This is a genomic window from Roseivirga sp. UBA838, from assembly GCF_002296035.1.
Classification (GTDB): domain Bacteria; phylum Bacteroidota; class Bacteroidia; order Cytophagales; family Cyclobacteriaceae; genus Roseivirga; species Roseivirga thermotolerans.
Genome location: NZ_DBHC01000010.1, coordinates 221,991 through 241,024 on the forward strand (window position 1 = coordinate 221,991; position 19,034 = coordinate 241,024).

Consider the following 19,034-nt stretch of genomic DNA (forward strand, 5'->3'; position numbering starts at 1 on the left):
AAATTAATAGAATGAGTGTGGACTTACAAACCAGGCTTTAATAATTATATTTGCCGCCATGGAGAAACGCGTTTTATTGATGATTCTGGACGGCTGGGGGCTGGCACAAGACAAAACGGTATCGGCTATAGACCGAGCTAAAACCCCGGTAATGGATAAACTCTTTGAAACCTATGCCCACAGTACTCTGGAAGCTTCTGGTCTGGCAGTAGGATTACCCGAAGGACAAATGGGCAATTCGGAAGTAGGGCATATGAACATTGGGGCCGGAAGAGTAGTATATCAAGATCTGGTGAAAATCAATAAGGCGGTAGAAGAGGGCACTCTACAAGACAATGATACGTTAAAGGAGGCCTTATCTTATGCCAGAGCCAACCATAAAAAAGTACACTTAATGGGTTTGGTGAGCGATGGAGGAGTTCATTCTCACCTTAATCACCTGAAAGGCCTCATGACCATTTGTGCGAGACATGAGCTTCAGGAGGTGTACCTGCATGCGTTTACGGATGGCCGTGATACTGATCCTAAAGGGGGAAGAGCCTATATAGCCGATATTCTTAACCATGCCAGACAAACCACCGGGCGGTTAGCCTCTGTGGTAGGTAGGTACTATGCAATGGATAGAGACAATCGTTGGGAGCGGGTTAAGCTTGCCTATGACGCTCTGGTCCATGGTGTAGGAGAGAAAACAGATGATTTTCTGCAGGCTATTGACACATCTTACCAGGCAGGAGTAACGGATGAGTTCATAAAACCCATTGTAACAATGGCTACAGGGGCCACCATACAAGAGGACGATGTGGTGATCTGCTTTAACTTTCGTACCGACCGTGGAAGGCAGATTACACAAGCACTCACACAAACGGACTTTCCTGAGTTTGGAATGAGTCGCATGAACTTGCACTATGTGACCATGACCAACTATGACGATTCCTTTAAAGGAGTTAAAGTCATTTTCGACAAAGACAACTTAAACAATACTCTGGGAGAGGTTTTAGAGCGTGCCGGAAAAACGCAAATAAGAATAGCCGAAACAGAAAAATACCCTCATGTAACTTTCTTTTTTAGCGGAGGAAGAGAAAAGGAGTTTAATGGAGAGAAAAGAATTCTGTGCCCATCACCAAAAGTAGCTACTTATGATCTGCAACCTGAAATGTCGGCAAAAGCTATTACTGAGGCTATAATTCCTGAACTTGAGGCACAAACAGCCGACTTTATTTGTCTGAACTTTGCCAATGCAGATATGGTAGGCCATACCGGAGACTTTAATGCTGCGGTGAAGGCGTGCGAAACAGTCGATGCTTGTGCAGGAGATGTTTTGAAGGCTGCATTAAACAGCGGTTATACGTCCATTGTAATTGCTGACCACGGGAATTCCGACATAATGATTAACCCTGATGGTTCGCCCAATACGGCTCATACAACCAACCTGGTACCTTGTATACTCGTAGACAACAATTTAAAGCCTGCTTTGAAGGAGGGTAAGCTTGGCGATCTGGCTCCAACCATTCTCAAGCTTATGGGCATTGACATTCCGGCAGAAATGACAGGCGACTTATTGTTATGAGAGTTTCTTTGGTGCTATTTCTTTGTTTTTGGGCCTTTTCGTGCAACCAAAAGCCACAACCTGTTGCTAAAGAAGAGGCTTACTTTAATATAGAACAGTTGTTGGCCGATGAAATACGACACTTACTAAGTGTGAAGGCCGGCTTGGAGAAAAAGGTAACGTCTGACGGTAACACAGACCATATAACCATTGTGCCGGCCGATGAAGACGAGTGGAAGGGGCAGTTGGGTCTTTTTCTGGCAGCGAATATTGCAATGCCGGGTAACAGGGGAGCCTACTTTAGCGAGACGTTGAGCCTTTTAGAAGGCCATGAGAAGGTTATTTACACAGCCAAATCGGCAAAACAGGCTGTGCAAACTATGGAGTGTTTGTATGTGGACGGAGAATTAGAGCAGGTAGATATTGTGACCGGTGAGCACAACGTTATTTTCGACAGTTCAAAGCAACTTACCCTGTATCTGGACAAGAATTCGGGCCACTTGCGTGGTTTCAAAATCAAAGGGCATGAAGAAATGCACTTAAAAGATGTACTTGATTTTGAGGTAGAGGCGGTTATAACCTATTAGTTCGAACCGCCTGCTAGCGCTAGTTATATTCTAAAAATGGCTTCCAGAAAGCTCATGTTCTCTTTACCCATTTTTATGATCATAATGGGCATGTCGTCTCCTTCTTCGACAAGTTTTTCTGCCACCGAACCAATGAGCACAGAAGCAGGTCCGGACCTTCCCTTTGAGCCAATGATAATGAGGTCTACCTTTTCCTCAAGTCCTGTTCTATATATTTTATCGGCCGGATGCGGGTCATCGTCCAGAGCAAAAGTGTGATCATAGTCTACACCTTCCAGGTTCATTTTTTTGAAGAAGCGTTCACACTCTTTTTTGGTGTTTTCAAGCATTATTTCTGCAAACTCCTCATAGCTCTTGCCCGACTTGTAGTAACCGGTGGGCACTTTATAAACATGGTTGCTCAGTAGTTTTGCTCCGGATTTTTTTTGCAGAGCAATGCCAATCTCGAAGGCCATTTTTGAGTGATCGGAGTAGTCGATAGAAACCATCACCTTGTTCATTTCTAGCGGTGGGTTTTCCGGAACAAAAATCACCGAGGCACTAATGGACTTAGCGATTTTTTTGGCGTTGAGCCCTGAGCCTCCGAGCTTCTCTTTCCTTCCTAGTAGCACCAGGTCTACCACTTTTACTTTGGCCAGTTTTAGAATCTCATCGGTTACCTTTCCGGCTACCACTATGTTTTTAATCTCACAGTTTTCAGGTTTTACAAAATGCTGCTCAATAACCTGATTCATTTCATGCTCCAGAGTTTCATCTATGGGTGCCATTAGGTCGCCATATTTTTCCTGAATCTCTTCCGGCAGTTCTAAACTGGTGGTTACATGCATAAAGTACACTACATCTATGTCGAAAGTCTTTACCGCCATAGAGGCATACTTCAGTAAATAAACATCCATTTGGCTCAAATCGAGCGCCACAATCATTCGCTGAAACTTGGTGAGGTCTTGCATGGTGCAATATTAGATTAGGCTCCAATTTATTGAATTAAAGCTGGTCATTCCACCGCCTCAGGTATTTTTTTAGTCTTTTTAAAATTACGGCATGAGAAACCTTGGGGCTTTTATAAATTTGCCCTTTAAACCGAGCCAATGTCGCAGAGGAGTTTCTTAGAAAAAATGCAGAATAAGTGGGGCCTCAACTCCATCTTTCAAACCGTAATGGTGCTCATCGTTTTTGCCTTCACCGGCTCAACAGTGCTTTTCCTCAAGCCATTTATCTTTGATTTGGTGGGCTTTGAGCACATTACCGGGTTTTGGGGAGTGCTTTTATATATAGTGCTCATCTTTCCGCTTTATCAGGTATTGATTCTTATTTATGGGTTTATTTTCGGACAGTTTGCTTTTTTCTGGAACTGGGAGAAACAGTTTGTGCAGCGTATGGGGCGGCTGTTCAAAAAGCGTGACAAGAACTGAGAACCATTTTATTCAAAATAGCCTTATCTTACTGTCAATCTTTATATTTAGATCGTGGATAGCGAAGTAAAAAAACTGCTGAAGAGCCATTCATTAAGACTCACGCAAAGTAGAGGCGATGTTATTTCTGTTTTTCTAGATAAGCAGGTGGCTATAAGCCATAGCGATATCGAAACAGAAATTGATGGCAAGTACGACAGGGTAACCATTTACCGAACCCTAAAATCTTTTATGGACAAGGGACTTATTCATAAAGTACTTGACGATAGTGGTGCTACCCGATATGCCTTGTGTCATGATGAATGCTCTGAAGATTCCCACAAGCACAATCATATCCACTTTAAATGCCAGGAGTGTGATGAAACCACCTGTTTGGAGTTGGTAGATATACCCGAGGTAAAGTTGCCTGCCGGCTTCGAGGCTCTGGAAAGCAATTACTTGGTTTCCGGGGTTTGCAATAAATGCAATCAGTAAACCAACTCTTCTTTTTTTAGCTGCTTCTTTGGTGGTTCAGAGTCAGAAGGGCCTGTTGGCCAAACAACTCCGGGAGGTAAATCTATCTGTGGCCCCTCCTCCCAATTAATTCCTCCCTCATCACCATTAGAATCAGAACGCTTTCGTCTTCTCATAAGCGTAAAGGTTAGGTAAGTAAGCAGTACATAAGTGAGCCCGCTTAGAATAAGGTCGTAGTATAAGCTACCCATAATAATTAGTAATACTTCTTTTCGAAGCTGGTGGTTCGAAATATTTTACTTTGGCTCTTTTTAGCCAATCAGCAATGGCCGGATTGTAAACTTATAGCACAAAGAAAATAAGCCAGATAACCACAAAGATGGGGATGAGTATGGGAACGGAATACCGCAGAATATAGCCAAAGAAAGAAGGCATATGAATACCCGTCTGCTCAGCAATAGATTTTACCATAAAGTTTGGCCCGTTGCCTATATAGGTCATTGCGCCAAAGAAAACGGCTCCAACAGCTATTGCTTTTAGGTTAATTACAGAGTCCGGATAAATGCCTCCGGCAGCATAGGCCTGCACATCGGTTATTACACTAATATCTCCACCCTGCGAGGCTAGAGCGGCTGCCAGAAAGTTCAAGTATGTAGGGGCGTTGTCCAGAAAGCCCGACAAAAAGCCTGTGCCCCAGTAGAGACTATTGGCTCCAATAAGGGCTGCACCAGATTCTGACTGTGCAAACTCTGAAACAAGAGCCAGAGCAGGCATCATTGTACCAAAAATGCCTATGAAAATGAATGCAACTTCTCTTATTGGCTCAAAATTAAACTCGTTTCCATCAATGGCCTTCTTATCCGCAAATTTGTAGGAGAAGAAACCAACGGAGAACATAATAAGCTCTCGGAGGAAAGAGAACTTTTGGCCGTCATAAACAATGGCAGGAACACCATCAATTACGTTTGGATCCAGAAATACGGAGGCAATTACTATGGCAAGCCAAATGAAGTTCTTACCTCCCACTATATTGGTCTTTCCACTAAACTCTACATCTTCGTCCAGCTCAAGGTCGGTGTTGCGCTTATCGAACAAATAGAATATTACCGCCAGAATGGCCAGGGCTGCGGCCCATGGTAGCAGGTTGTGTTCTACAGTCCACATGAAAGGAACCCCTTTCAGGAACCCAAGAAACAGTGGAGGGTCTCCAATGGGTGTTAGCGCTCCACCAATATTACTTACTATAAAAATGAAGAAGATGATATGGTAAGGTCTTATGCGTCCCTGATTCAACCGAATGAAAGGTCTTATAAGAAGCATGGAAGCTCCTGTGGTTCCTATAAAGTTGGAGATAACAGCTCCAATTAGTAACAAAGCAACATTGGCCATGGGAGTAGCCTGCTTGTCTACCTTAATCATTATTCCGCCTGAGGCGATATACAAAGAAGACAGGAGGGCAATAAACTGAACATATTCAGCCAGAGCATGAACCGGTGCATGGGTGTTGTGCAGCCCAAATAAATAATATAAAACCACAATGGCAGCCAGACTTACGGCCACTATAGGATAGTTTTTGTGCCAGAAGTGTTCGTAAAAGAGCGGTCCGGTGGCAATCATACCCAGCAACAATACGAAAGGAATAACCGACCAGCCCGGAGGGGCTTCTTCATGATGTTCTTCGGAACCTATAGCATGTGCATCGGCCGATTCAATCGATTGGTCTCCATGGGAAGAATCTTGCAGGAGAACCACGCTTTCTTTGGGCGTATCACTATCTGCTCTTAACGAATGCGTAGGTACAAGAAGTCCCAGACAGATACTTAGTAAGATCAGATAGATAGTGTTTCTCATGAAAGTCAGTGTGAGCCGCTAAAATAATTTAGTTAGTCTAATATTCAAACCAGCGCAATGTGGCGGGTAAGATAATTCAGGAATTGATAATCCTTGTTATGAGCAGATGAAATAATTGCAAAGTCCAGTTAGAAACCAATTAAATCTCCGCCCAATACATCATTTCTTGCTCCCGTAACTGAGGCCAGACAGTTCGGCTGGCCCTCCACACGCAGAAGTCCCAGGTAGGCAAAAACCAAAGCCTCCTTAAACTCTATCACGGTTTTTTCCGGAATCACTATCTCGCAGTTGCTACAATATTGCTGAAGTGATTCAATGAAGTGGCGGTTGTAAGCGCCACCACCGGTTATCAATACACGTTTTTTGTCAAATTGATTCAATGCTGCTCCAATTTGTTCTACGGCATGAATTACACAAGTGGCCAGCTTGTCTTCTATGCGGCCATCGGAGTGGTCCAGTTCAGGCTTCCAGAATGCCCTGTAATCTTCCAGTCCTAATGATTTTGGCCATGGCTTTTTAAGGTATTCTATCTGGTTGAGCCTCTCCAACAAGCTGCTATTTACAGTGCCGGAGGCAGCCATTCTTCCGGCATAGTCAAACTCGTGACCCAATTGGCTCGCCAATTCGTTGAGCGCCATGTTAAAGGGGCATATATCATAAGCTATTCGCTGGCCCTGGTAATCGAAAGATATGTTGGCAATTCCTCCCAGGTTAAGAGCACTGTCGAAATCTCCGAACAAATCCCTGTCGCCTATAGGTACGAGTGGAGCACCCTGCCCCCCGGCTTTTACATCGGCCTGCCTAAAGTTGTTGACAACGGGGAGGCCTGTAATGACCTGAATTTTTTGTGCCGACCCAATTTGCAGAGTAACCCCTTTATCCGGCTGATGAAAAATTGTGTGTCCATGAGAGGCCACAAAATCTACCGGTCCAACACCGTATTTAAACCGCTGTATTGCCATTGCCATAAACTCGCCCAACTGCCAGTCCAGACGTATGATCTGGTCAGATGAGTAGCTAATTGCATGTTTTAAAGCTTCTTTCAGCTCTTTGGAGTAAGGAACTGTTTGGGTTTTTTCAATGCTAAAGCTCCATGCACTTTCAGGATTTTCACGTTTAAAAGTGGCCAGAGCCATGTCCAGGCCATCCAAAGAAGTGCCAGACATTGTGCCAATAATGCGGTAGTAGTTTTTCAATAGGAATTTTGGTTGAGTCGGAAATTAAACCCCATTAACGGTTTTTTTTTGAAAGTTGGTTCCCAAGGTAATTCGAGTGGTACGATTTTATGAAAAGCGGTGGTTGAGGAGGGGGTGAAATCGATTGCGCTTCTCAATTTTTGTTAAAAATGTTGGCAAAGAGGCTCTTATGTGGTCAGTGAATGGGAAAACATTTGAATCTAATGGAAAAACCGACATCTTTGTAACCCTCAAAATTGTGCATGTTGGAATCTATTGTGATTAGGGGTGTAATATCAAAGGCCAGAAGCATATTGTTGGTCTCATTTGTTGGCTTATTTACCTGGCAATCTGCTGTGGCCCAGGTAGATCAGTCGAGCTATTCGGTCTTTGGTGTCGGAAGTCTCAACTGGTCGGGCTATGCCCACAATGCGGCCATGGGTGGTCTGGGTATTAGTAACAACTCCAAGTTTTTCTTTAACGACCTGAACCCGGCTTTGCTGGGAACCAACGCTGAAGCGGTTTTTCAGCTTGGAACGGCTTTAGACTATAGAAGTATTACCAACGGGCAGAGCTCTTACAGCACCATGACCGGTGGGTTCAAAGATTTTGGCCTTAGCATGCCTCTTATATATAATCGCTGGAACGTTGGCCTCTCCTTAAATCCATATTCAAGTGTTAGCTACGGCTTTGTACAGCAACAAAACGGTCCGGAGGGAGGAACAACCCTGGTAGATGTGTCAGGAGTTGGAGGTATCGATCAGATTAACCTTTCCTCTTCTGTGAGTTTGGGTAATTTCACTTTGGGCCTCAAGGCCACCTACTATTATGGTTCAATAAACAATGAAGATAGGTTTACCTTACAAAACGTAAACACCAACTTTGCCACCACTATAGTTAAGGAAAGAAGAAGCTTTAGCGAGTTAGCTCCTTCAGTAGGCTTACTTTACGACTTGCGCATTTCAGATAATTCGGGAATACATATCGGAGCTTACTACAATCCGGCAGTAGATATTAAACAAACCACACTCGTTACGTTCGAAAACGAGACCAACAGCGGAAATCTGACCAGTTCGGATACATTGGTTTATGACAAAAACCTGAACAGAACTATTACCATTCCTGAGCGAATGGGTTTTGGTATCTCTTATGAGAAGTTCAGAAAACTAACTATCGGGCTCGATGTGCAGCTTCAGGATTGGAATGATTATCGGAATCGTGACGGATTGGCAGAGTCTTATTATGGCAAATCTATGCGAGTGGCATTTGGTGGAGAATTCATTCCAAACTTCGATCAGCCCTCAAAATTACTGAATGTTTCCAGTTTTAGGTTTGGGTTCCATTATGAGAAAACACCGTTTCTTGTTAATAATGAGTCAGTTAACGATGTTGGTATAAATTTTGGAGTATCTTTGCCACTTACTTCTTTCTGGGGTTTGTCGCATGTTAACTTCGGTGCTACTCTTGGTCAGCGCGGAAATATATCAACGGTTGGACTCATAAGAGAGAATTATGTAACCTTGAACCTTGGTTTCTCCCTTCAGGATATTACTTGGTTCACGAAACAAAGATTTAACTAAAACTACTGATATTATGAGATTAAAAGCTCTAATAATTTTCGCTGTGATAGCGCTATCCACATCAGTAAGCGCTCAATTTAACTGGCCTGAGGATCCGGCACAAAGATCTGAAGCTCAAACGCTTTGGACGCTGTTTGATGATAACTACCGTCAGGGGAGTTATGATGCCGCCAAGCCACACCTCGAAAAACTTCTCGAAAAATTCCCTAAGCTGAGTACCTCTCTTTATATAAATGGTATTAAAGTTTGGGACGAGACTTTTGAGAATTCGAAGGATGAGGCTGTAAAAGCAAAGGCAGCTGAAAAGGTGATGAAGTTGTACGACATGCGATTTGCCAACTTCGATGGTCAGGAGAAAGAAGTAATTGACCGCAAGGCTATCGATGCATTTAAGTATTACTATAGAGATGCACAGAAAACTCAAATGCTCCTCGATGTGTTTAAAAGAGCCTATGAGCTCAAAGGAGTAGATGCTTTCTATCCGCTAGGCCGCTACTACATGCAGTTGGCAGTGTTGGCCTTTGCCAGAGACAATGTGCAGATTAGCAAAGAAGAGATTCTCTCTATCTACGATCAGTGTACTAAGCATATCGATCATGAGATTGCCCAGGCCAAAGCTTCTAATAAAAGCCCTAAACGCTACGAGCAAATAAAGGCTTTTATAGACGAGAAGTTGGCAGACATGAAGTTGATTGACTGTGATTTTATAGTGAATAAGCTTGTGCCTGAATTTAAAGCCAATCCTAACGATGCCGAGTTGGCCAACAAAATATTCGTGTTTGCCTATGATGGTGGATGTACCGATACAGAGTGGTTTGTACAGGCTGCAGAGTCTTACTTTGCCAACAGCCCTCAGTATGGAGTAGGTTATTTGTTAGGGGTTAAGTTTGGAGCAGAAAAGGAGTACGAAAAGTCTAAGGAGTACTTTAAAAAAGCGGCCGAGCTTACAGAAGACAATACAGATAAAGGTAAGGCGCTTAAACAAGTAGCAGCTACAGAACGCATTAATGGCAACTATGTAGAGGCCAGAAAATATGCTTTGGAAGCAGCAGAGGTAGATCCTACCCTCAAGCCTGAAATGATGGAGCTGATTGGCGACATGGTTATGGCCAGCACTCAGTGTGATAAAAAGGTTAGCCAGGTAGAAGACCGAGCCAGATACATTGCCGCTTATGATTACTATGCCGCGGCAGGCAATGCTACCAAAATGGCACAAGCCAAAGCACAATTCCCAACTATTTCGGACATCTTTACCGAGAATAAAAAAGAAGGAGATTCTATGACTGTTGGGTGCTGGATTCAGAAAACTGTGAAACTACAGAGAAGACCAGACCAATAGTAAAATATTAAACCTACTAAAACGGTCTTTTTCTATTGGAGAAGACCGTTTTTATTTATGATAACAAAAGCTCACATACCAGCAATCTTCTTATTACTTCTGTGTGTTTCGGCTTGTACTGCCGACCAGAAAAAACTGTCCGAAATGGAGGTCTATGATGGTCCTATGTTCGAGTCGGAAGATGTATTCATTCAGTTTTCTGACTCTACTGTGGTAAAAGTGGTAATAACCGGCAAGAAGCAATTGCAGCATCAAAACGGAGATATAGAATTTCCTGAAGGAATAAAGGTTACCTTTTATGACAAAACCGGAAATCAAACATCTGAGCTTACGGCCGACAGAGGCTACAAAGAAAACAACAGTAATATTTATAGGGCCAATGGCGATGTTTTTGTCAATAACTTGCAGCAAAAACAAACTTTAAGAACGGAGGAGCTGTTTTGGAATCCGGAGACCGAAAAGATTTTTACCGAAAAATTCGTGATTGTGGAGACTGAAACGGAGGTGATTCAGGCCGAGGGTATGACCGCCCCACAAGATTTTTCCTCATATGAGTTTGTAAACCCCAGAGATGGTAAAATTATAATCGAAGAGAAGTTTTGAAGAATTTAGGAGATACTATTCTTTTTTCGTTGAGCGTGGTGTTGTTTGTTATAGGAGTTCACCAAACCATGACTTTCGGCATGGCTGCTTCCTACTTCATTTTCATGCTATCATTGGGTTTGTTATTTTTAGTGAGGTATAGGAGAGCCAAAAGAAAAGAAAACGAAAAACAACAAACTACTCCTTCAACCAAAAAGAAAAAGCCCCGAGCATAATGGATACTTACCAACTGACCATGATTTTGGTCTGTCTTATTTTTTCAGCATTCTTCTCCGGAACAGAGATCGCTTTTGTAAGTGCCAGCAAGCTACAAATTGAGCTACAAAATCAGCAGGGCAAGTTGGCTGGTAGAATACTCTCCTTCTTTACACAGAAGCCTTCAAGACTTATTAATACCGCTTTAGTAGGCAATACCATAGCTTTGGTTATTTATGGGTTTTTTATGGCCAGTGTGCTGGAGCCTATTATTGCAGCGCAATTGCCCGATTCACTCAGTTCCGGTAGCCTGGTAATTGTGCTCCAGACCATTGCTTCTACCATCATTGTTTTATTTACTGCCGAGTTTACCCCCAAAAGTATTTTCTTGCTCAATCCCAACAACCTGCTCAACCTGTTGGCTGTGCCCATGTTGGTCATCTTTTTCATTATGTTTCCAGTGGTGTGGCTAATTGAGCAAATGTCTAAGTTCATCATCATATTTGTACTAAGACAGCCCTACTCGGAAGATCGGCAGGTGTTTGGTCTTACGGACCTGAGCAATTATATCAAGCAAAACACCCGAGACGATATTAAGAAGACCAAGGTTGAACTCGATACTAAAATCTTTAACAACGCCCTGGAGTTTAAGACGGTACGCGTGAGAGAGTGCATGATTCCACGCACAGAAATTTCGGCTATAGACATTGCCGATTCGGTAGAAGAGCTCAAAGAAGTTTTTATTGAAAGTGGCCATACCAAGATACTCGTTTATCGAGAAAGCATTGACGATGTGATAGGCTATTGTCATGTGCTGGATCTCTTCAAAAAACCAAAAGACATTGAGAGCATGCTCACCCCCATCATCATTGTGCCTGAAACCATGTTGGCCAATGAGCTGATGATACAGTTTATTCAAGAGCGCAAAAGCCTGGCTTTGGTGGTCGATGAGTTTGGAGGCACCTCTGGAATTGTGAGTTTGGAAGATGTGATTGAAGAAATATTTGGCGAGATTCAGGACGAACACGATGAAGATGAAGACTGGGTGGAGCAGCGCATCGATGAAAACAAATATATACTGAGCGCCCGTCACGAGATTGACTACCTGAACGAGAAGTTTAAGTGGGACATCCCTGAGGGAGACTATGATACCTTGGGAGGCTTTATTCTGTCCATTACAGAGAGTATTCCCGAGGTTCACGACATTATCCGGTTCGGCCGATTTGAGATAAAGATTGTCTCAATGGAAGATGCGCGTATAGACAACGTTTTGTTTATCCGTCATTTAGACGAAGAAGACTGATTCTTAGGGTGTTTTAGCCCATTTTTCCTTTGACTTTCGGGCATAATTCAATTATGTTTGCGCCTATTTAAATTTTAACTGATGGCAATAATCAATACGCTTCGCGAGAAGATGGGACGACTACTGGTAGTCGTAGTGGGAATTTCGATTTTAGCTTTTGTATTAACGGATTTAGCAAGTAATCAAAATCTTTTTGGAGGAGCCCGCATCGTTGGTGAAATTGATGGGGAAGAAATTACCCAGGAAGAGTTCTCCGCTATGGTAGAGAACGCCTTGCGTAGTTCGGGCTATCCTACCGGTAACCCTCAGTTGACTCAATACATGAGAGACCAGGTTTGGCAAAACCTGATTGCTCAAACAGGATATGCCAACAAACTGGAAGAATTGGGGCTGGAAATTGGAACCAACGAACGAGTGGACATGGTGCAGGGAAATAACCTTTCGCCAACCATGCAGCAGTTCTTCAATCAGGTTTTGGGTAGCACCGATGTAAATTCTATCAAAGACTTTTTAGGCAATATCAATATGTATGGCCCGGAGGCTCAGTTTTATTTTGCCAATGCCGAGCAACAAGCCATTGCCAATCGTAGAGTAGAGAAGTTTCAGAACTTACTATTCAAAACACAATATGTAACGCTGGCCGAAGCGCAAAGAGCCTACAGATCTCAGTTTGGTTTTGCTGAGGCAGACTATTTGAATGTACCATTCAGCAGTGTTTCTGACGATCAGATTGCAGCCGTAACCGACAGCGAAATCCGATCATATTTGAACGAACACGAAGAAGACTTTACGGTAGAAGAGTCGAGAGATGTGGAATACGTGTCCATTAGAGTTGTGCCTTCGGCTAAAGATTCAGCCATGTTCCAGACTCAAATGCAAGAAATTAAGGCGGCTTTCGAAGATCCACAAACCAATGACTCTACCTATGCCATTAGCATGACAGAACAAGGAATTGGGTTTACTACTTACGATCCAAGTGCATTGCCAATCGCTGTGGCCAACAACCTTGGAGCTTTAAACAAAGGAGATGTTATTGGCCCGGAACTTCAGAATGGTATTTACTCAATACACAAAGTATCTGACATTGTACCGACAAACGACCAGTTTGCAAGAGCAAGCCAGATTGTGTTCTATCTGCAGGGTAAAACACCATCAGAACAGTCTAACGTAAGACAAACGGCCAGAGAAGTATTGAGAAGAGTAAACTCAGGGGAGTCGTTTGAGCAACTTGCCAGAGAATATAGCGATGGCCCCTTTAGCACCAGCGGTGGAGACATTGGCTGGATTAAAAAAGGGGATTCAAGAATTGCCGATATCGAGAGCAATATATTTGGTGCCAGAAGAACAGGCGTAATCAACCAGCTGATTGAGAAAAACAATAAGATATACATTGTTAATGTAACGCAAACGCCTATCAGCAATCGCTATAAAGTGGCTACCGTCATAGTAGAAATGGTGCCAACATATGAAACCAACAATGCAGCCTATCAGCGAATAGGAGAAATTTTGGCCAATGCCGACAATGCAGAAGAGTTGAGAGAGTATGCAGCCAACAATGGTTTATCTGTATTCCAGGGATCTAAAATTGGCAAAAATGCTACTTCAATTGGTCAGCTTACCAACGCTCGCAATATTGTAACCTGGCTTTATGGCGAAGCTTCAATGGGCGACATAAAAGATTTTGAGCTAGACAACGAGTATGTTGTGGCAGCCTACACCGGTAAAACTGAAGAAGGAGTGCAAGCTCTTGAAGCGGTTAGAGGTCAAATTACTACAATACTTAAAAACAAGAAGAAGGCAGAGTTCATTAAGTCTAAACTGAATAGCCTTTCAGGTAGTGTAAGCGAAATGGCCACGGCCTATGGTCCGGAGGCACAGCTTTACGCCAAACAATCTATAAGACTAGAAGACATTTCGCTCGGCACTTTAGGAGCAGCTCCGGAGGCCATTGGTGCCTTGTTCGCGCTTCAGAATGCTGGTCAGAAAACAGCTCCTTACGTGGTAGAAGGACAAGGCGTGGTAGTGTTGGAACTAAAATCAAAATCTGAGGCTTCAGAGATTGGCGATTACACACAATATGAAAACGAACTGTTAAGGCAGGCCTTATTTAACCTGGAGCAAAATTTGCGAAGAGCCATTACCGAAAAACTAGAGGTAAAAGACGAACGATATAAGTTCTTCTAAGCTCGGAATCAAACGCTATGATATAAAGAGGCTTTTTGAAAGAGCCTCTTTTTTTATTTAACTTTTAGAGGAATAAAGACTATGGACACTCAAAAATTTACGACAAAGGAGTTTAAGGAAAAGCTGGAAGCTACCCACGATTTTCCCACTCTGTACATGTTTAAGTTTATAGTGCTGGAAGAAAAGAAAGAAGAAGTAAAAGCCTTATTCCCGCTCAACGATGTGGTATACAAACCTTCCAGTAAGGGTAAATACATGAGTGTTACTGCCAAAGTTATGGCACCATCCAGCGATTTCGTCATAGGGATCTATCAAAAGGCACATCAGATTCAGGGCATTATAGCACTCTAATGAAACACAAGGCTTTTTTACTAGGGCTCATGGTAGGTATTGTGGCCTGTTCCGGCTCCACGAAAGAGCAACCCAAAGAGGCAAGCTCACGGCCGGGGCAAGAGCAACCAGTATTAAAAAGCCTTGAACGCGAGTACATTGAGCCGGTATTTCCTGAAGACATGGCACAAGAAAGAACCAACTGGCAAAACCCTGATATTGTCTTAAAGAGCTTCAGCAACCTGAGCGAAAAGACAGTGGCGGATGTTGGAGCAGGAGCAGGCTATTTTAGTTTTAAACTAGCTCAGGTAGCCCAAAAAGTGATTGCACTCGATATTGACCCAAAGGCGCTAGACTACATTCGGGAGCAAAAACAAATAGTGGGCAACTGGGCCGATAATATTGAACCCCGCCTTACCCCTCCCGATGTACCCAACCTTTTGGTAAACGAAGCCGATGCGGTATTGGTGGTAAATACCTTTTGCTTTATCCCCAACCAGCAACAGTACTTTGAGCGATTGCGCAATGGACTTAAGCCGGAGGGCGAGTTGGTAATTGTAGATTTTAAAAAGGGAAACATTCCTGTGGGGCCGGCTGATGAAATGAAGATGGATGCCCGTACGGTTCGTTCCATTCTTAGAAAGGCCGGTTATAAAAGAATTTCAATCGATGAGAGGAGTTTGGAATACCAGTACATTATAAAAGCCAATAACTGAGCCGTTGTTTAAACGGCCATGAACCTAAAGAATAGAAAGACTATGTGGACCGAGAAAGATAATAAGCTGACCAAAACTTTTGAGTTTGAGAACTTTACTCAAGCCTTTGGTTTTATGTGCAAAGTGGCCATAGAAGCAGAAAAAATGAACCACCATCCCAATTGGTCGAACGTGTGGAATAAAGTGAGTTTTGAACTCACTACCCACGATGCCGGTAATACGGTAACGGAGAAAGATCGTAAATTGGCTGAAATCATAGACCAACTGGCCTAATGCCCGAGAAAATCAGCCTTTATCTTGTGCCCACTCCCATTGGTAATCTTGAAGATATTACCCTAAGGGCCATTAGGGTATTGAACGATGTGGATGTGATTTTGGCCGAAGATACCAGAACATCAGGGAAGCTTCTAAAGCACCACAACATTAGCAAGCCACTGCAGAGTTATCATATTTTTAATGAGCACCAGGCAGTAGCCCGGTTAGTTGAGCGAATGAATGCCGGAGAAACCTTTGCGCTTATTTCCGATGCAGGTACTCCCTCCATCTCCGATCCCGGGTTTTTGCTGGTTAGAGAGGCAATAGCCGCTGGCTTAGAAGTAAACTGCCTGCCGGGAGCCACGGCCTTTGTGCCGGCACTGGTAAACTCCGGTTTACCTTCCGATAAGTTTGTGTTTGAAGGCTTTCTGCCTCATAAAAAAGGGCGTCAGACACGGTTAAAAGCATTGGCGGGGGAAGAAAGAACCATTATTCTTTATGAGTCGCCACATCGATTAGTTAAGTCGTTAGAACAACTCAAAGAGTTTTTGGGAGATCGTAAAGCCTCCGTTTCCAGAGAAATATCTAAAATGTTTGAAGAAACCGTGAGAGGCACCTTGTCTGAGCTTATTGAGCACTTTAATAAAAACGGAGTGAAAGGAGAATTTGTGGTGGTGATTGAAGGCTGTCACTAGCGGCCAGAGCCAATCTGCTTCTCATACAGTTTATTAATTTTTTCTTTGGCTCTCAGTAGCCTCATTTTGGCTGCACTTTCCGAAATATTTAGTGTAGTAATTATGGTTTGCAAGGGTTGTTTTTCCTTGTACTTCAGCAAAAGCATCAGTTTTTCTTCAGGAGTTATTTGTTCGAGCAGTAGCTCCAGAGCATTGTGCAACGACTCCTTATCTACCTCTTCAGCCTCAATTACATCCTCCAGCTCGGTCGAAAGTTTATCGGATATCACCTGGTGCATATTCTTTTTCTTCTTGCGGAGGTAGTCGACACAGGTATGGTAAATAATGGTATAAAGCCAAGTCTTGAATTTAGCCTCCGAACGAAAGCTTTTTAACTGCATAAATACCTTAATGAACACCTCTTGGCTTAGATCTTCGGCTTCGTCATCGCTCTTCACATAACTACGGCATTTTTTCACCACATAATCATGGTACCTATCGGCCAAAATGGAGAAATACCGCTGAGGCCCACCTTCTTGGAGAAACCTTACCAGTTCCTCATCGGTAAAGGCCGGTTTGATATTTCCTTTGAAAATTTTTTCCGATGACATGTGACTTTGACTTTGGCGCGCGTCTAACAAACACTAAAGTATAAAGAAGATGCTGCTTTTTGAAAAAGCCATGTTGGATATTAACATGCTTCCGCAACCCAACGATGTAACCTGCGGGCCCACCAGCTTGCAGGCTGTCTATCAGTTTTACGGAGACAACATCTCGCTAAGCCAGGTAATATCGCAGGTAAAGCAGTTGAAATCAGGAGGTACCCTGGCCGTGAATCTTGGTAATCATGCCCTTAAAAGAGGCTATGAGGCCACCATTTATACCTACAATTTGCAAATCTTTGACCCCTCGTGGTTCAATGGAGAGGAAGAAATAGACCTGGTGAATAAGCTGGCTATGCAATGCCATTATAAACCCCAGCGAAAAATTCGGTTTGCTTCTTCTGCCTATCAGAAATTTTTGCGACTTGGAGGTAAAATTAAGTTTCAAGACCTTACACCAGACCTGATCAAATCCTATCTTTTTCAGAACCAGCCCATTCTCACTGGCCTTAGTGCTACTTATTTGTACCAAAGCCCCAGAGAAATAGGCGATTTTAAAATAGAATATGATGACCTCAGGGGCCTTCCCACCGGACACTTTGTGGTGGTGAGTGGTATTACCCCCGATGAAAACATTGTGTCTATTGCCGATCCGTTAAAGAATAACCCATTGGCCAACGGACATTATTACGAAGTAGATATTCACCGATTAATCAACTCAATTATGCTGGGTATGGTAACCTACGATGCCAACCTACTGATTATTAGACCTAAACAATGAACAAACTAATTGTTATTGAAAAACCACATAAGTGGCAGTTGGATATTCCCAACGTTGACCTTGTTTCTGCGCAAGACTACCTCTCTGATGCAGCCGGTCAAATGGGAAAAAATACAAAAGTAATCAACCTATGTAAGTCCTATCAATACCAAAGCGTTGGCTATTACGTATCGCTTTTGGCCGAAGCCAGAGGACATAAGGTACTGCCGGAGGTTTCTACCATACAGGACTTTCGCTTTCCTTCAATGATAAAAGACGATGCTCAGGATTTTGATGCCGTCATTCAGAAATGTTTGGGCAGCAGTTCAGAAACCAAGCTGGAATTCAAAATATATTTTGGATATACCGAGGAATTGGCCAACTCCAGCTTGGGCATGCTGCTGTTCAACCTATTTCAATCACCCATATTAAAAGCCTCTTTTATAAAGCGGGATAAGTGGACCCTGGAAAGCCTTAAACCGCTGAACATATACGACCTGAGCAACGATGAACGTATAAAACTGCAGTCGTTTCTAGGGCTGTTCATGAGCAATAAAAAGGTGGTAAGAAAGAACCACCAACGCAGAAAGTTCGACCTGGCCATACTTGTGAACCCGGACGACCCTAACCCTCCTTCCAACCCAAAGGCACTTCAAAAATTTGTGAAAGCAGCCGAAGAAGTGGGCTTTAACACCGAAATTATCACCAAAAACGACTATGGTAAGATTACACAGTTCGATGCCCTCTTTATTCGGGAAACAACCAATGTAAACAACCACACTTTTCGGTTGGCTAAGAAAGCCCAGTCTGAGGGGCTGGTGGTTATTGACGATCCACAGTCTATTATGCGATGTACCAACAAGGTATACCTCAATGAACTCATGAGAAGCTACGGCATTAACACTCCCAAAGCAGCCATAGTATCTAAAGAAAATCCTTTTGCTGCGGTAGAGCGAATAGGCTTTCCCTTTATTCTAAAAGAACCGGATGGTGCTTTTTCTAAGGGAGTAAAAAAAGTGCAGAGCGAAGAAGAGCTCAACGAGTTGCTCAAGGGTTTCTTTAAAGGCTCTGAGTTGCTCATTGCCCAGGAGTTTATGCCCACACCCTTCGACTGGCGTGTGGGAGTGTTCAACGGACAGGCCTTGTATGTATGTAAATACTTTATGGCTCGTAACCATTGGCAAATCATCGATTGGAAGAAAAGCGGAAAAGCACAAGAGGGCAAATCGGAGACCTACGCCATTGCAGATGTGCCCAAAGCACTGATTAGCACGGCCCTTAAAGCCACAAAGCTGATTGGCAACGGGCTCTATGGGGTAGATATTAAGGAAGTAAATAAAAAATTCTATGTAATTGAGGTGAATGATAACCCTAACCTCGATGCGGGAATTGAAGATAAGATATTAAAAAACAGACTCTACGAAACCATTATGGAGACCATGATGGACAGGGTCAAAATAAAACAATAA

The 19,034-nt window shown here is 43.1% G+C and carries 20 protein-coding genes; 15 read left to right on the top strand and 5 right to left on the bottom strand.

The window, feature by feature from the left end:
- Window positions 1-58: 58 nt before the first annotated feature.
- Together gpmI and B3O12_RS03775 are read left to right on the top strand one after the other, a co-directional pair.
- Window positions 59-1,567: a 2,3-bisphosphoglycerate-independent phosphoglycerate mutase gene (gpmI, locus tag B3O12_RS03770; protein WP_286755344.1), complete on the top strand. Its 1,509-nt coding sequence runs from the start codon at window positions 59-61 to the stop codon at window positions 1,565-1,567.
- The gene (locus B3O12_RS03775; protein WP_286755345.1) at window positions 1,564-2,133 is read left to right on the top strand and encodes a hypothetical protein; all 570 of its coding nucleotides are present in this window, start codon (window positions 1,564-1,566) and stop codon (window positions 2,131-2,133) included. The genes gpmI and B3O12_RS03775 overlap by 4 nt, the downstream gene beginning before the upstream one ends.
- Window positions 2,134-2,156: 23 nt before the next feature.
- On the opposite strand, the gene B3O12_RS03780 is transcribed toward B3O12_RS03775, so the two are convergent.
- The gene (locus tag B3O12_RS03780) at window positions 2,157-3,083 is read right to left on the bottom strand and encodes a universal stress protein (protein WP_189628930.1); all 927 of its coding nucleotides are present in this window, start codon (window positions 3,081-3,083) and stop codon (window positions 2,157-2,159) included.
- A gap of 165 nt (window positions 3,084-3,248) precedes the next feature.
- Here B3O12_RS03780 and B3O12_RS03785 point away from each other — a divergent pair, with 165 nt between their 5' ends.
- Window positions 3,249-3,545, top strand: a complete 297-nt coding sequence (locus B3O12_RS03785) for a DUF6787 family protein (protein ID WP_229838518.1) — start codon at window positions 3,249-3,251, stop codon at window positions 3,543-3,545.
- Window positions 3,546-3,599: 54 nt separating this feature from the next.
- The gene (locus B3O12_RS03790; RefSeq protein WP_189628932.1) at window positions 3,600-4,019 is read left to right on the top strand and encodes a Fur family transcriptional regulator; all 420 of its coding nucleotides are present in this window, start codon (window positions 3,600-3,602) and stop codon (window positions 4,017-4,019) included.
- Here the strand turns inward: B3O12_RS03790 and B3O12_RS03795 are convergent.
- From B3O12_RS03795 to B3O12_RS03805, 3 genes are all read right to left on the bottom strand, one after another.
- The gene (locus tag B3O12_RS03795) at window positions 4,013-4,249 is read right to left on the bottom strand and encodes a hypothetical protein (RefSeq protein ID WP_286755346.1); all 237 of its coding nucleotides are present in this window, start codon (window positions 4,247-4,249) and stop codon (window positions 4,013-4,015) included. The two genes, B3O12_RS03790 and B3O12_RS03795, sit on opposite strands and share 7 nt — an antisense overlap.
- 91 nt (window positions 4,250-4,340) lie before the next feature.
- Window positions 4,341-5,849, bottom strand: a complete 1,509-nt coding sequence (locus B3O12_RS03800; RefSeq protein WP_286755347.1) for a sodium:proton antiporter — start codon at window positions 5,847-5,849, stop codon at window positions 4,341-4,343.
- A 128-nt stretch (window positions 5,850-5,977) separates the two neighbouring features.
- Window positions 5,978-7,045, bottom strand: coding sequence for an anhydro-N-acetylmuramic acid kinase (locus tag B3O12_RS03805; RefSeq protein ID WP_286755348.1), 1,068 nt, complete (start codon window positions 7,043-7,045; stop codon window positions 5,978-5,980).
- A 242-nt stretch (window positions 7,046-7,287) separates the two neighbouring features.
- Between B3O12_RS03805 and B3O12_RS03810 the strand changes: the two genes are divergently transcribed.
- The 9 genes from B3O12_RS03810 to rsmI all read left to right on the top strand — a co-directional run bounded on the left by B3O12_RS03810 (window position 7,288) and on the right by rsmI (window position 16,224).
- Window positions 7,288-8,604 carry a hypothetical protein gene (locus B3O12_RS03810; protein WP_286755349.1) on the top strand — a complete coding sequence of 439 codons (1,317 nt, stop codon included), beginning with the start codon at window positions 7,288-7,290 and terminating at the stop codon, window positions 8,602-8,604.
- A gap of 13 nt (window positions 8,605-8,617) precedes the next feature.
- A complete protein-coding gene (locus tag B3O12_RS03815; protein WP_189628937.1) occupies window positions 8,618-9,943 on the top strand; it encodes a hypothetical protein in 1,326 nt (441 codons plus the stop codon).
- A 57-nt stretch (window positions 9,944-10,000) separates the two neighbouring features.
- Complete coding sequence (gene lptC, locus B3O12_RS03820; RefSeq protein ID WP_189628938.1) at window positions 10,001-10,546, top strand: LPS export ABC transporter periplasmic protein LptC; 546 nt, start codon at window positions 10,001-10,003, stop codon at window positions 10,544-10,546.
- A 214-nt stretch (window positions 10,547-10,760) separates the two neighbouring features.
- Entirely contained in the window at window positions 10,761-12,044 is a 1,284-nt protein-coding gene (locus B3O12_RS03825; protein WP_189628939.1) for a hemolysin family protein, read from the top strand.
- A gap of 81 nt (window positions 12,045-12,125) precedes the next feature.
- Window positions 12,126-14,228, top strand: coding sequence for a peptidylprolyl isomerase (locus B3O12_RS03830; protein WP_286755350.1), 2,103 nt, complete (start codon window positions 12,126-12,128; stop codon window positions 14,226-14,228).
- 81 nt (window positions 14,229-14,309) lie between these two features.
- Window positions 14,310-14,579, top strand: a complete 270-nt coding sequence (locus B3O12_RS03835) for a DUF493 family protein (RefSeq protein ID WP_189628941.1) — start codon at window positions 14,310-14,312, stop codon at window positions 14,577-14,579.
- A complete protein-coding gene (locus tag B3O12_RS03840; protein ID WP_286755351.1) occupies window positions 14,579-15,274 on the top strand; it encodes a class I SAM-dependent methyltransferase in 696 nt (231 codons plus the stop codon). The genes B3O12_RS03835 and B3O12_RS03840 overlap by 1 nt, the downstream gene beginning before the upstream one ends.
- 42 nt (window positions 15,275-15,316) lie before the next feature.
- Entirely contained in the window at window positions 15,317-15,547 is a 231-nt protein-coding gene (locus tag B3O12_RS03845; RefSeq protein WP_189629289.1) for a 4a-hydroxytetrahydrobiopterin dehydratase, read from the top strand.
- Window positions 15,547-16,224: a 16S rRNA (cytidine(1402)-2'-O)-methyltransferase gene (gene rsmI / locus B3O12_RS03850; protein WP_189628943.1), complete on the top strand. Its 678-nt coding sequence runs from the start codon at window positions 15,547-15,549 to the stop codon at window positions 16,222-16,224. The genes B3O12_RS03845 and rsmI overlap by 1 nt, the downstream gene beginning before the upstream one ends.
- Here the strand turns inward: rsmI and B3O12_RS03855 are convergent.
- The gene (locus B3O12_RS03855) at window positions 16,221-16,814 is read right to left on the bottom strand and encodes an RNA polymerase sigma factor (RefSeq protein ID WP_286755352.1); all 594 of its coding nucleotides are present in this window, start codon (window positions 16,812-16,814) and stop codon (window positions 16,221-16,223) included. The genes rsmI and B3O12_RS03855 overlap by 4 nt on opposite strands.
- Window positions 16,815-16,863: 49 nt before the next feature.
- Between B3O12_RS03855 and B3O12_RS03860 the strand changes: the two genes are divergently transcribed.
- Both B3O12_RS03860 and B3O12_RS03865 read left to right on the top strand, forming a co-directional pair.
- Entirely contained in the window at window positions 16,864-17,586 is a 723-nt protein-coding gene (locus B3O12_RS03860; protein ID WP_286755353.1) for a C39 family peptidase, read from the top strand.
- On the top strand, window positions 17,583-19,034 hold the full coding sequence (locus tag B3O12_RS03865) for a RimK family protein (protein ID WP_189628946.1): 1,452 nt from the start codon (window positions 17,583-17,585) through the stop codon (window positions 19,032-19,034). Before B3O12_RS03860 ends, B3O12_RS03865 begins: the two co-directional genes overlap by 4 nt.

Excerpts from the sequence above, each read along its gene's own strand:
- B3O12_RS03775 (WP_286755345.1), top strand. The coding sequence starts at position 1,564 with ATGAGAGTTTCTTTGGTGCTATTTCTTTGTTTTTGGGCCTTTTCGTGC.
- B3O12_RS03800 (WP_286755347.1), bottom strand. The coding sequence starts at position 5,849 with ATGAGAAACACTATCTATCTGATCTTACTAAGTATCTGTCTGGGACTT.
- lptC (WP_189628938.1), top strand. The coding sequence starts at position 10,001 with ATGATAACAAAAGCTCACATACCAGCAATCTTCTTATTACTTCTGTGT.
- gpmI (WP_286755344.1), top strand. The coding sequence starts at position 59 with ATGGAGAAACGCGTTTTATTGATGATTCTGGACGGCTGGGGGCTGGCA.
- B3O12_RS03835 (WP_189628941.1), top strand. The coding sequence starts at position 14,310 with ATGGACACTCAAAAATTTACGACAAAGGAGTTTAAGGAAAAGCTGGAA.
- B3O12_RS03825 (WP_189628939.1), top strand. The coding sequence starts at position 10,761 with ATGGATACTTACCAACTGACCATGATTTTGGTCTGTCTTATTTTTTCA.
- B3O12_RS03795 (WP_286755346.1), bottom strand. The coding sequence starts at position 4,249 with ATGGGTAGCTTATACTACGACCTTATTCTAAGCGGGCTCACTTATGTA.
- B3O12_RS03865 (WP_189628946.1), top strand. The coding sequence starts at position 17,583 with ATGAACAAACTAATTGTTATTGAAAAACCACATAAGTGGCAGTTGGAT.
- B3O12_RS03860 (WP_286755353.1), top strand. The coding sequence starts at position 16,864 with ATGCTGCTTTTTGAAAAAGCCATGTTGGATATTAACATGCTTCCGCAA.
- B3O12_RS03845 (WP_189629289.1), top strand. The coding sequence starts at position 15,317 with ATGTGGACCGAGAAAGATAATAAGCTGACCAAAACTTTTGAGTTTGAG.
- B3O12_RS03815 (WP_189628937.1), top strand. The coding sequence starts at position 8,618 with ATGAGATTAAAAGCTCTAATAATTTTCGCTGTGATAGCGCTATCCACA.
- B3O12_RS03840 (WP_286755351.1), top strand. The coding sequence starts at position 14,579 with ATGAAACACAAGGCTTTTTTACTAGGGCTCATGGTAGGTATTGTGGCC.
- B3O12_RS03855 (WP_286755352.1), bottom strand. The coding sequence starts at position 16,814 with ATGTCATCGGAAAAAATTTTCAAAGGAAATATCAAACCGGCCTTTACC.
- B3O12_RS03785 (WP_229838518.1), top strand. The coding sequence starts at position 3,249 with ATGCAGAATAAGTGGGGCCTCAACTCCATCTTTCAAACCGTAATGGTG.
- B3O12_RS03780 (WP_189628930.1), bottom strand. The coding sequence starts at position 3,083 with ATGCAAGACCTCACCAAGTTTCAGCGAATGATTGTGGCGCTCGATTTG.
- rsmI (WP_189628943.1), top strand. The coding sequence starts at position 15,547 with ATGCCCGAGAAAATCAGCCTTTATCTTGTGCCCACTCCCATTGGTAAT.
- B3O12_RS03830 (WP_286755350.1), top strand. The coding sequence starts at position 12,126 with ATGGCAATAATCAATACGCTTCGCGAGAAGATGGGACGACTACTGGTA.
- B3O12_RS03810 (WP_286755349.1), top strand. The coding sequence starts at position 7,288 with ATGTTGGAATCTATTGTGATTAGGGGTGTAATATCAAAGGCCAGAAGC.